Genomic DNA, 12,641 nt, shown 5'->3' with positions numbered 1-12,641 from the left:
CTGTGTGAACGAACTATGAAACAAGTGTGGGGAATAAGCGAAAGAACTTCTGGTCTGATTTTAGACATAACGATTTTGCAATCAAGAAAGGTCATACATACAATACAGGTATCCATAACCTCAAGGTCGAGACAATGCTTGATCTGCTGCCGGGTCGAAGTCTGGAGGATATTTACATATGCCCAAACGCGTTCAGATTTCTTTTTTATAGTCCTTAAAGCGTGGGCATGGATTTTCCATATCTAGATTAGCGAGTGTTATCCGAATGCTATTCGCATCGCGGATCGTTTTCATGTTCATGGAATGTTGATTGAATGCGTGTGGGAAGTCCGGAAAACCATCCAGAACACATTGTCGCCGTGGCGAAAGCGTATCTAACAGCCAAGCATGGATTGCTGAATCCGTCAATGAATAAGCTTTAGGAAGAAAGTAGGAAAGGGGTGAAAACGCTTCCGTAAACTCCCGACTTTTTCGAAATGTGTTGGAGTGGAAAGAAGTGTTCACCAGGTATGACTGCGCCTCCAGTTTTGCTGTTGGTAGATTAGGATTTGACCGTTGGTGTGAGCAGGGCACTCAAATCGACCATACCGCTGCCCGAAACACTCTCAAGACGATGTGTAATTGGAAAGAGGAAATTGTGAACTGTCATCAATGTCGATGGACATACTCGCCCGTAGAAGGTCGCCATAATCGAATAAAACCTTTCAGCGACGACATTATTTACGCGAAATTGTGATCGCTGTAAAGCAGGCATTCTTATCGAATGCAACAGCCATCAGATTCTGAGCTAACAGTCAAGAACTGATTATGATATTGAGCCTTAAAAGTTTCATGAGTTTTGCTGCAAGATTGTCGTATATATAAGATACAATCTTTGCTGGGCTCTGCTAATCAATCAACAATAGAAGGAGTGTTTAGTGTTCAATGCAGAATTTAGTTGCAAGAGTTTTTGTATTAAGCATAGTCTTCAATTTATTTGCAAGTCTAGGAATAGCAATGCCTTACTCGTTTGCATCGGATGCCCCAAATCAACAGAATCAATCAGTTTCAACAGTAACTTACCAAAATTACTCATCGTTACAAAAAGAAATTATAAAGATCAATGATATGGACAAAACAGTTATTCAAGCTGTATATGGAACAGAAAAGACAGCCAAGGCCCTACAACTGCCACAACAAGTTGGAGTCACCTTACAAGACGGCAGCAGTATTTTGGTAGATGCAGCATGGGACTTAGCGAATGCTGAATATGACCCTGCTCTCAAGCAAGCACAAATATTCAAGGTAAAAGGTAGTTTAACCAATCTCCCAGTCGATGTGACAAATACGTTGGGTCTGACCATGTATGTCACCATAGAGGTTGGAGTTAACAATATTAAAGCAATGGAGAATATTTCGCCGATTACGATTGCCAATGGAACAATGTTATATGACTGGCTGAAGGTTCTACCTGAATTCATGACAGTCCTACTGGACGACAACAGTTCCAAAAAGGTCGATTTAGCATGGGATATTTACAATATACCTTATGAGAAGCAAATAGAGGAAACGCAAGTTTTTTCAGTGTCGGCTAATCCAAAGCTTCCGTATGGGGTAACGAATAATGAAAATCTTAAACCTACTGCAAATGTGACAGTAGCTTCGGTGACCGATTCAACTTATATCGTTAAAAGTGTAGAGTTGAATAACCAGTATTATGAGATTGAGAATGAGACTGACATATCGCCGGAGTCAGTTGGTTTACCAACCTATCTTGAAGTAACGTTAGGCAATGAGAGTAAAATTAACGCAAATGTAATATGGGGAATTACCCCTGTAGACGGCAATGAAAAAAGTGAAAAAATGAATTATTATGCGTATGGAAGGCTCGCTAATCTTCCAGAAGGGGTCACTGATCCGGGTTTTAGAGTAAGGGTAGATATATCTACCTATGCAAAAACGGATATTAAACAAGTACCATACCTGAATGTGCAGGCAACCAACGGAACAGCAAAGACAGTTGAAGCTTTGGGATTGCCATCTCAAGTTGAAGTAACCTTATATGGCGGAAGCAAAGTAAACGTTCCTGTCATGTGGGATTTTACAGGGGTCACCTATGACCCAACGATTAAAACCCCGCAAACATTTATTGTACGCGGCATATTCAACTCGCTTCCGTCAGGGGTAACGAATAGTAAGTCATACTCTGTCTATGCCAACGTGACGATAAATGCGGATCATAAAAATTTGGAAATCATAACTACTCCGACAACTCTGTACAAAAGAGTACCTGTCAGATCGGATAAAACAGTAACAGGCTTGGGCCTTCCGGCGCAAACTGAGGTGACTTTGTCCGATAACAGCAGGATCTACGTAGATGTGAGATGGGTTTTGGAAACTGTATCCTATGATCCTGCATCGAACACTCCTCAGAACTTCTTGGTTTCGGGAACGTTAGTGAATCTTCCTACAGGAGTTTATAACAGCTCGGGGTATTTTGTATGGGCCAATGTCATAACGGAGTCAAAGAGGATTATTGATGTTTCGCCCATTTCGAAGACACTGCAAAACGGCGTGCCAAAAACGGTTGCAGGCTTAGAATTGCCGGCGCAAGTTGAAGTCACGCTCCATGATTCCACTAAAGTTAATGTCAATGTAACTTGGAATGTGTACGGCTCAAGTTATCGGCCTGATTCGTGGGAGCAACAGTATCTTACAGTACAAGGAACATTAACAAACCTGCCCGAGGGTGTGGCTAATTATGGATATAATGCGCAAGCTTATATCACAGTAAGTGCCCATGAGGGCCTTAGGTATGTGAATGAAATTGCTTTTAACCCGCAAATTACCACCCCCAATGGAGTTCCTAAAACCGCCGAGGGTCTAGGACTACCTGCTCAAGTTGAGGTAGAACTTTCTGATCAAAGCAAAATCAAAGTCGATGTTAGCTGGAATGTGGAATCTACCAGTTATGAGGTTGATGAAAGAACTCAGCAATATTTTGTTGTATACGGTACACTTGTTAATCTTCCGACAGGGGTCGTTTGCCCAAATTGGTTACGGCCTAACGTTAATGTTAGGGTAGCAGCTAATCCTAATAATAAAGAAATTGTTGACGTAGCCACTATATTCATCAAAGCCGAAAATGGGGCTCCAAAAACGGCTGAAGGCTTAGGATTACCTGCTCAAGTCGAGGTCACTTTATCGGACAATAGCAAAACTGATATAGATGTTAGTTGGAATATGGGGTATAGCTATAGCTCAAAGTATGATCCGAGTATTAAGACAATACAGAGCTTTGATATCAGCGGTTCCTTAGTGAATTTACCTGTAGGGATCTATAATACCAATTATAAATTAGCGTGGGCTAATGTCGTGGTTGAGGCTGATACGAATCTCAATAACATTGTAGATGTGCCCAAATTAAGCTTTAGACTGCCTCATGGAACCGCAAAATCGGTCGAAGCGATAGGGTTGCCACCGCAAGTGGAAGTTACATTATATGATCATAGCAAAGTAATGTTAAATGTAGACTGGGATCAAGCATACAACGGGTTGTCGTCATCGTCATACGATCCTCTGAAGAAGGATCTTCAGTGTTTTAATGTAACCGGGTATTTTAACCAACTTCCGGCTGGTGTTTATAATGAAAAAGGGGAAACAATTATTGCATCAGTGTGCGTATTTGCAGATTCATCAGTAGGTAAAAATATTTTTGAGATTCCGTATCACAAATTTGATGTGCACAATAATTTCGATCTGCCGGCTAAGGTAGAAGTCTTATTGGAAAATGGTAGTACGACGTTGGTAAACGTGAGCTGGAGTTTTGAGAGCTGGAGTTTTTATAATATTATTAGGGGTACATTAGAACCAACTGGTGGAATTACAAATAATTGGAATCTGAAAGCTCCATTTATATTCAGGGAGTGGCCGACAAGAGATACCGTAGCAAAGATTGTCCATGTAGAGAATGCTTCAGTTAAGGTGGGCAATCCGTTACCAACCCAAGTAAATGCAACGCTTGATGATGGCAGGATCATTCCTGTAACCATATGTTGGGAAAATGGTGTTGTACGTAGTGGGGATTCAACGTTTAACATAGGCGTTTTGTGCGGTGTGCCTGAAGATGTATCCAGTAGCTATAGTTACACCTATGGATTCATAGAAAACAAAAATGTAGTGGCTGTGCAGCAATTTCCGCAGACGATAAGATATAGTGAGCAACCTCGATATATAAAAGCCATCTTGGAAGATGCTACTCAAATCGAGGTTGGCGTTTGCTGGTATATTGGTAATTTCCCACCAGGAGCGAGCGTTATAATTGCAGGTACTTTGTGCGATTTGCCTGCAGGTGTGTCCAATCCGTATAAACTGCATACCACTGGCACGTTCAAATTAGGTGATGAATCAACAACGGATCCATACGACCCTGACATTATAGATGTTCAATTTGCGTATGCTTTTCAAATGCTTGATGATTTGAATGCACTCTTGGGAGAGGGTGTAGAAGCAATTTCTAATGTCATGATGGTCAGTGATGTGTATACGCTGTTAGACCCTGATTCGACTATATTTGATAAAGTGTTAGCGAGTTTGAATTTTATCCCAATCGGTAGAATTATCGAAGAGGGAAAATTAATAATTATACTTAAAAATACAGAAGGGAAGTTTACGCTACGAGGTGTTCAGTTAACCGAAGAAACTTTGGATGCATCTAAGAGTCTACTGACCAGATGTAACTGTTTCGTAGCTGGAACTAAGGTTCAAACAGACGAAGGGGAGAAGAATATCGAAGACATTCAAGTCGGAGATAAGGTTCTCTCGAAGGATGAAGTAACTGGTGAGGTAGCCTATAAGAAAGTTACGGCTACGTTCAACCATGAGACGGATGAGATTTATAAGATTCATGTAGGCGGTCAGACGATTGAATCGACCTTTAACCATCCTTTCTATGTGGAGGGCAAAGGGTGGACGTATGTCAAAGACCTCAAAGTTGGTGACTTGCTTGTTCAGAGTGATGGGAATACACTGGAAATAACCAGTATTGAACTGTTGCACAAGCACGTTAAGGTCTACAACATGACGGTTGATGGATTCCATACCTATTTCGTCAGTGACCTTGGGATTTGGGTGCATAACACAAATTGTAGTGTAAATAGTGTTACTAAACTTTTAGACAAAATGCCCGAATTCTCTGGCTCTACTAGAGAAAGATTGTTATCTGCTGTTCAAAATAAAGATTTAAGAAGTACAATAAATGAACTTTATAGAGAAGGTGGAGTAGTTGGAGATGGCGGAACTGCAGCTATACTAACACAGGAGTTTTTCGCGGGTTCTTCAAAACATCTATTAAAAGCACAGGAACGGTTAGATAATTTAAATAATCTAGCGAAATCCGGGAAACTTGGTCTTAATGACTTAGATATACTTGATGCTTTAAGAGATGATTTAGAGGCAGCAATAAGATTGTTTAACTAGAGGAGTCGGTGCTTATGAATAAAAAATCGGAAGAATTCTTGAGAAAAATGCTAGAGTTTTTACCGTCAACTGAGGCTGCGTATAGAAAATCAATCACGTTTAACGGCAAAGTGCTAGAAACGGTCATAATTGAGGACATCTTCATGCCTGAAATAATTAAACTATTAAGAGAGGAAAGAAACATCAATTTGTTAGAAAGTATTTTTAAATATTTTGAAGAAGTATCTAATGACGAAGATGCTCACTTAATGAACGTTTTTTCAGTTACGGTTTTGGAGATACTCGGGAATGACAGATCGATTCTAGGGACTGCACAGAAATACATGGGATCTAAAACGATAGAGCTTCAAATAGAAGCTGATAGAGATTTAGGTAGGAGAATCTAGTCAGCATAGCTCATAAGATATGCATTGACCTTGGGGGCGGTAATCCCCAAGGTCTTTCTTTTACCCCCACCCAGTGCCGAATGAAACGGCGGCTGAGTCTAATCATGCGTAACCTATGTAATACCAGTATAAGAACCTCATTAATTCCTTGTACGCACATCCATGCTTGAGAAAGTATACCTAAATAATGCAATGCAGTTACACGATTCAGGTTGATTATGGTCAGATACCACCATGATTGACCCTGTTTTTTATTAGCTTCGTTATCTGCGTTTTTTTCAAAACCCATCGCAACTGTACGATACCCTGTCCCGATAGAGACGGTGAAAAGGTAAGAAGTCGCATCTTCTAGGAAGGATAGCACGACAATTCATAGTAGGGGCGGTAATGCTCACCGCAACTGAACTGACCTTTACAGCGATTGTTACGTCGTAAGAAAGAACTCTGCTGACGAGCAGTTTACATATACAGGTAAGGCAACGTGAAGGCTAGCCGCCTTCCTGACATCATAGACGCCGCAGGGCGGAACACTCAAAGAGGAGGGCAACGAAAGTGAAAGACCTATGGTTGAAAAAGAACAATCAAGCTGCCAACACGTACATGGATGAAGTAAGTCGGGCGAATCAGTTCACGTCCCATCACAACGGCTATATCAAAGTACCAGTAAAGATTCTCCGTTGCATTGGCTTGAGTGCGTTTGAGAAGCTGATTCTGATGGATTTAATCGCTTATATGAGCGATAAGACGTTGTGCTACCCTACCATTGAAATGATTGCACGTAATGTCGGATGTAGTTCCAAGTCGATAGAGCGGCATATCAAGGAACTTGAAGAAAAGAAGATGAATCTAGTCAGTCAAGACCGAAAGAACAACACGTATTATCTGCCGAACTATCTACACTGCCATCCGTATTTGCTAATGAGCGAAAAGACACATGAGTTTATCGGAGGTGTGAGGAAGCAAGTCAATGAACGAGAGCTGACGCTATGGATGAAAGGGATAGTAAAGAGTGATGAGTCCAAAGTGTTTAAGCCAAACTGCAACGACTTCATGAACATCGCTTTCCTATGGATAAGTTTGCAGAGAAGGAGATACTGGACAGTTATACCCAGTTCCTGAAAGTGGAATTAGCTAAGAGATTTCCGTCCGATGTGAACGAGCAATAACGGACACTGTCTGTTATTTCAACCGAACTTGTGTCCTGATAACCGTCAACCAGTCTGTTGAGGGATACCAAACAGCCGTTGTAGACAAATTGTCTGCGATTTTGACAGATTGTCGGTTATCGTGGACGGATTGTTTGCAATGAGGACACAAAGTCTGTCGTAAACAGACTGGCAGTCTCACTAATAAGAATCATTAACAAATACTCAATAAACAAGAATCAAGAGAAAAATCATTTGAATAAGAAACAGCAGACACGCCGTGGGCGGTCTGCATTTTCAGGGAGATTCTTAATTCTTGGAGTGTAAATAGGGTGGACTTTTCTTTACATGAATAGAGAGATATTCCGCTGTTGCCGCTGTGAGCGGTATGACGGCTCAATCAATCTCTATTAGTTCTTCAATCCTGACGCCCAGGGTCTTGCAGACGAGTTCTAATGTCTCTAAGTAGACCCTGTCAACATTGTCAGAACACAGATGGTTGATTGTGCTAGCTCGTAATCCTGTTAATCGTGCCAGTTCCCGTTGAGATATTCCTTTCTGCTCTAACAACTGGCGTAACTTTACTCGAATTGCCATGCTTATCCTCCTGACGAGTAACGCTTAACCGTACTGATTTATGAAGTAATTATATCACCGCACTTATAGAAAGTCATTGTTCGTTTCGGTTAAGCGGTATATAATCGAGTTAATGATTCGGTTAAGCGTTACGTTAATCTCAATTACCGTAACGGAGAGGGAGGATACAGCATGAATGTTATCGGCTATATCAGGGTTCGAACGGCCCGAATATGTACCTGCGGGATCGCCAGGATACGGATTCCCTCGGTTGAATGAAGCCTCGATGTGGTGTGCGAACGCAGATCGATTCGCAGGCGCCGTGCTATTAGGCGAGATGCTGGCTTCATGCACAGATACGTTCGTATCGCAAGTATGGGGGGAGAGTTATTACGCGCCCGGCGAGCTCGGAACGAATTGCGAGCGGTATCAGGCCATGAAGGAATCGCTCCGCATGGCGTGGGGCGAGGAATTGACATCCTTGTTCGTTCGAGCGTGGGGAAGCCATGATCTCAGTCAATGCCCGACATTCGGGGAGTGGCTCATAGCGTTATCGAAGATGGAGCAATTGATTCTTGGCAAGGCACAGCCCGAAGTTGCGGTAAGGCAGACGGAGATTGAGAGTGAACAGGGGACATTGAATGCATCGCTTCTGAGTCATGCGAAGGATTTCGAAGCACAAGGCATGTTGCAGGATGCAATGGCAGTATACCGATCCTTACTCGCGTTGAACGCGCAGTCTAGCGTTGCAAAAGAGCTGGAGATGGCGATACATATGCTGGAGATGAAGCTCCAGCGAGCGGCAGCCACGCGTGAGAAGTCAACGAAGCGTCAGGACTGGAGCGATTCGACGTCCGTGTCACCCACACGGCGTGGCAATGGATTGTGTGGACCTGTATCGTGGCGATATTAGCCGGCTTGGCGGGGTATGGCATTCGAATCATTCAGCCGGGTGCATCCGCAAAGGATCAGATTACCGCGGAATTGAAACAACAAGCGGTAGAGTTTGCTAAGATCAAGCAGCAACACCGCCAAGAGATGGATGTGATGGAAGCAACGGTTCAAGAGTTGAAGACGCGTGTCAAAGAGTTGAACAAGCCGTATGCCGCGAAACGGGCAGATCTCATAAAGCAGTTAAACGAGGATTATGAGAAGCTAAAGCGTGCATCGAAGTCAGAGCCTGGGAAACGTACGAAGGGAGAACAGAAGACGTTCGACGCATCTAAGACATATATGGAGCATCTGCTTCAGTTCGTCGCGAGGACGTATAACTTAGATCAACCTTTTATGAAGCAGGCGCATATTGTGGGCGGATATTATTTCCCATACATGTATAACGCGGATCGGAATTCGCAATTGAATATACAGTTTCTCAAAGATTATAAAGATAAATTCCAATGATTCAGGTGAACTCATTCATGGGAGGAAGCAGGACACATGATATATGGAGCAGCATTAGGCCCATTTGTTAAGAAAGCGTTAGGAGAGAAAGGGTTTCAGACCAATGTGAAGAAAATGATAGAGACACTTCCACTGAACCCGGCGGTCTCTAATATGGATGCGATCGTGCTTGGGCCGAAAGATATGCGGGGGGCCTTGGGACTGCGATTGAACGAAGCGATCCAAGAGCGGCATCCTTCGGTCGGCGTCGTCTACTTCTATCAGAAAGATAAGGATACGGAGCTGATTCAAGGCGATGTGACGAAGGTGAAAGCGGACAAGGTTACTCCCGAAGGCATTCAGGATGCGATTAATACGATTATTGAGATTCGTCTCATTGGATCGGACAACCGTGTGTTGGAATCAGCGGATAAGAAGACGTATGATGCTTCGCTGCTCGAGACGGTCTTATTGCCGCCAGCGCCGCCGCAGATACAGGAAGAACCACCTGTCGAACCCGAAGCGGACTTAGAGCCGGAGCCTACCGTCTTGCTGGCTGAAGCTGAGGTTGCAGTGGCGGAAGAACCCTATGTCGAACCTTATTCGACGCTGGAAGCCCGAGTGGCTGAGATGGGGAAATTCGGTGATTTTGACTTTTTTAAAAAATCACTGCAGAAAGATACGATTCTACGCGAGTTGATGGACGAGAATACGCAATATGCGAATCTGATGAAGATGCTGGAACTGCTCGATCAACAGATTATCGATGTCTTCAAGGATACGTCGCTCTCGGCAGAAGAACGATTCGAGAAGCTCAAAGCGTTGGGGATTGATCGTGCCGCATACAAAGGACTGGAGAGCAGCATCGTCGCCGATAAGATCATGTCCATCATGGTCGCCATTATGAAATCCGCGGAAGAGACGGTGGATGCCCGGATCGCTGGCGTGAGACAAGCATTGGACGGTGTTGCTTCTGTGAAGCTCGTCTACCAAGATCAGAGTCGATTGCAGTCACTCATCGAATCTCGATTGCAGGTTCAGATGGAGCTCATGGAATTATCGAAGGGAGTCATCGAAGTCTATCAAGCGATGGATCAGAGCGTGAGCGGGCTGCTCGAACAATTCGAAGCGGAGTTGCCGTCGAACAATGACTATATTAATGCGGTGATGAATCCGCTGAAACCCATCTTCACCCCTTCGAATATTGGAGCGCTGACGACGAAGATATTAGGAGACTTACAGCAGAATCGCGTATCGTTGTCCATTATGGAAGAGAAGATTAAGAGCCTGATCAATCTTGTGTTCAAGTTATGTGAGGAAGATGCGACGATTATTGAATATCAGCAGAAGTTAATCAATTTGCTCTTATCGCAGCGTGTAGAAGATGTCGTGATCGTGGATAGTGTCATCAAAAATTCTCTGCGGATCTTCGTTGGGCCTGAGGACACGGGTCGTACGGCTACAGTATTAACGTGGGCGGGCGTGGTATCGCGTCGTCAGAATACATTGCTGCTCGATCTCACCGGGGAGTCAAAGTTACGGCAGTATGGCGTGGAGCCGATAGCGCTGGATACATTCTTGGAGCAGCGGCTGGAGCAGCAATTTGTCTGTGTTGAAGGGAATCTGAATCAGACGTTGGAGCGTGTCGATGAGGTCGTCGCTGAATTGAAGACGCGATTGAACTATTATGCGCATATTCATGTGATTCTGGATGCAGGACAATCGGAGTTGCTCAGTCGCCTTGCACCTTCCGCACTATCTGTTCATTTCATCACAGATGGCACGACACGGGGGACGAAGTTGTTGAAGCAGACGATCGAATCGTTCACGGAAGAGAATATTGCGAAGAAAGTGATTCTCATCGATCCGCCGATTGATACGGTACGCATGATGCACGATCTATCAATTGATCCGTTACTCGCGAAATTAATTATTATTCCGCATCTTCCGCATATTCGCGCATGTGCATACAACCATACAAAGCCTTATGAGAACAAAGAAGTCATGGCCGTATTTGAAGAAGCGTTTCGGTAAAGTAGCAATAGATTAAAATGTCTACAAGGAGATGTGATAAATATGTTTAAGAAAACGTTGATGGCGATCATTGTGGGTACTACCGTTTTCTCGTCGGTCCCTATGGCAAGTGCAGCAACTTCTTTACCTGAGGTACGGAAACCGTCCCTTGCAATTGATCTTATTGTAGATGGTAAGAAAGTAACTCTACCAGATATAGAGCCTTATATTGATGATGCTGGCAATACGATGGTTCCTATCCGATTCGTGAGTGAGAAACTAGGGGCCGATGTTAAGTGGGATAATGTGAAACAAATCGTAACTATCATTCATAAGGGCAATACGATCGTAATGCCGGTTGGTTCGAAGAATGTTACTGTAAACGGAAATACTACCACACTTGATGCAATGGCAATCAAGAAAGAAGGTCGGGTCGTAGTTCCTCTTCGATTTGTTAGTGAGACACTTGAATCGGCAGTTACTTATGACGGCGGTTACGGTGGTATCAACATCACGAGTGTTGCATATCAGAATAAGATTGATTCCGGAGCTGTCACTGTAGACAGATGGGGTCGTGAGCTTCGTACTAAGCAAACATCTAAAGAATGGAATCTTATGTCCGATACTCCAGACAATGTATACGGAATCAAGAAGTACATGATCACCCATATGAAAGGTCAGATTGATGCGAAGAACTACATCAACAGATTTACTAAGGAAGAACTTGACCGAATTGCTAAGAATGTCAAGGATTATTACAAATTTGCCCTGAACGTAGACTATCGCACGATTAATGCAACTGCTTACTTTAGCAAGTCTTTCGATTTAATGGGTCACAACGGATATATGAATCCAATGCCTTTTGATGAATTTGTTAGTTTCATGAAAAAGAATAAAGTCATTGTAGAAGGGTATGCTTTTCCTGATACAAGTACTATTTATTCTTATCATGGAACTCAGTTTATCAGAACTAAGTTCAAATTCCGTGTATTGAATGCAATAGATATAACTCAATTCAACGGTGACAGTTACAATCCTGGAGGTAGATCTGACAAAGTAACTTGGGTGAAGAAAGGTAAATGGTATGAAACATACTCTGATGTTTCTTTGTTCTCGAATAGTCAAGATATTCAAGGTACTCTAAAGATAGGCTCTACTGGTAATATGTTTACAAAGGGAGCTTATCTATATAAGGAGTTGAAGTAGTTGTATAAAAGGATACTCAACTCTTTACTTTGTATTATACTCATACTTGCACTGTTTCCTATAGATGCCTATGGGGATATAGGTGGTGGAGCTAATGACGGTGTCGTCGGTACAGGACAGTTAGGTCTAAGATTTGATGAAGAAACAGGTATTTTACATTACGAAGCTCTGAATAAAACAGCTGGTTCTGGTATACGATTTAAATCAGTAGGTTGGATATTAAGGGCTGATACGACATGTGATGATAATGAGGAACCTAAACCACCTAAACCAAAACCTCCTCTTAAACCTCTAACCGCACAATGTACGCCACTAGAAGGCGATGATTATGTGCGCTTGGAATTCGATGAATTTGGATTGTCAACACTAAATCAGACAGCTTTTTTAAGGGATAATCTTCTGTAATCTACTGGACTCATATAGCCTAAGGTTCCATGGATGCGATGTTTGTTGAACCAATTTACGTAGTCATATAGCT

The 12,641-nt window shown here is 42.9% G+C and carries 12 protein-coding genes; 10 read left to right on the top strand and 2 right to left on the bottom strand.

The window, feature by feature from the left end; all coding sequences use genetic code 11:
- Positions 1-246 precede the first annotated feature (246 nt).
- The 5 genes from M3661_RS30890 to M3661_RS25485 all read left to right on the top strand — a co-directional run bounded on the left by M3661_RS30890 (position 247) and on the right by M3661_RS25485 (position 6,962).
- Complete coding sequence (locus tag M3661_RS30890) at positions 247-378, top strand: transposase (protein ID WP_397376561.1); 132 nt, start codon at positions 247-249, stop codon at positions 376-378.
- A 100-nt stretch (positions 379-478) separates the two neighbouring features.
- On the top strand, positions 479-736 hold the full coding sequence (locus M3661_RS30885; protein WP_397376557.1) for a transposase: 258 nt from the start codon (positions 479-481) through the stop codon (positions 734-736).
- Between the two features lie 188 nt (positions 737-924).
- Positions 925-5,457, top strand: a complete 4,533-nt coding sequence (locus tag M3661_RS25495) for an Ig-like domain-containing protein (protein WP_251489705.1) — start codon at positions 925-927, stop codon at positions 5,455-5,457.
- 14 nt (positions 5,458-5,471) lie between these two features.
- Positions 5,472-5,843 carry a DUF7674 family protein gene (locus M3661_RS25490; protein ID WP_251489703.1) on the top strand — a complete coding sequence of 124 codons (372 nt, stop codon included), beginning with the start codon at positions 5,472-5,474 and terminating at the stop codon, positions 5,841-5,843.
- A 552-nt stretch (positions 5,844-6,395) separates the two neighbouring features.
- On the top strand, positions 6,396-6,962 hold the full coding sequence (locus tag M3661_RS25485; RefSeq protein ID WP_251489701.1) for a helix-turn-helix domain-containing protein: 567 nt from the start codon (positions 6,396-6,398) through the stop codon (positions 6,960-6,962).
- A gap of 422 nt (positions 6,963-7,384) precedes the next feature.
- Here the strand turns inward: M3661_RS25485 and M3661_RS25480 are convergent, their stop codons facing one another.
- Positions 7,385-7,585: a helix-turn-helix domain-containing protein gene (locus M3661_RS25480; RefSeq protein ID WP_251489700.1), complete on the bottom strand. Its 201-nt coding sequence runs from the start codon at positions 7,583-7,585 to the stop codon at positions 7,385-7,387.
- Positions 7,586-7,760: 175 nt separating this feature from the next.
- On the opposite strand from M3661_RS25480, the gene M3661_RS25475 reads away from it, so the two are divergent.
- Genes M3661_RS25475 through M3661_RS25455 form a run of 5 tightly spaced genes read left to right on the top strand, consistent with a single transcriptional unit; the run spans position 7,761 to position 12,568 of the window.
- The gene (locus tag M3661_RS25475) at positions 7,761-8,477 is read left to right on the top strand and encodes a tetratricopeptide repeat protein (RefSeq protein ID WP_251489698.1); all 717 of its coding nucleotides are present in this window, start codon (positions 7,761-7,763) and stop codon (positions 8,475-8,477) included.
- Positions 8,465-8,965 carry a hypothetical protein gene (locus M3661_RS25470; protein WP_251489696.1) on the top strand — a complete coding sequence of 167 codons (501 nt, stop codon included), beginning with the start codon at positions 8,465-8,467 and terminating at the stop codon, positions 8,963-8,965. The genes M3661_RS25475 and M3661_RS25470 overlap by 13 nt, the downstream gene beginning before the upstream one ends.
- Before the next feature lie 36 nt (positions 8,966-9,001).
- Entirely contained in the window at positions 9,002-10,978 is a 1,977-nt protein-coding gene (locus M3661_RS25465) for a hypothetical protein (protein WP_251489694.1), read from the top strand.
- 42 nt (positions 10,979-11,020) lie between these two features.
- Positions 11,021-12,163: a copper amine oxidase N-terminal domain-containing protein gene (locus tag M3661_RS25460; RefSeq protein WP_251489689.1), complete on the top strand. Its 1,143-nt coding sequence runs from the start codon at positions 11,021-11,023 to the stop codon at positions 12,161-12,163.
- Positions 12,164-12,568 (top strand): hypothetical protein, encoded by a 405-nt coding sequence (locus M3661_RS25455; protein WP_251489687.1) that lies wholly within the window; start codon positions 12,164-12,166, stop codon positions 12,566-12,568. It begins immediately after the preceding gene.
- Here M3661_RS25455 and M3661_RS30880 read toward each other — a convergent pair.
- The coding region (locus M3661_RS30880) for an IS3 family transposase (protein ID WP_397376560.1) at positions 12,535-12,641 on the bottom strand (107 nt) is incomplete at its 5' end. The two genes, M3661_RS25455 and M3661_RS30880, sit on opposite strands and share 34 nt — an antisense overlap.

Origin of the sequence: Paenibacillus sp. MER 180 (genome assembly GCF_023713665.1) — a bacterium.
GTDB lineage: Bacteria > Bacillota > Bacilli > Paenibacillales > Paenibacillaceae > Paenibacillus_B > Paenibacillus_B suaedae.
The sequence above is the reverse complement of the archived record's forward strand: the minus strand, read 5'-3'. Positions and strand labels throughout refer to the sequence as shown.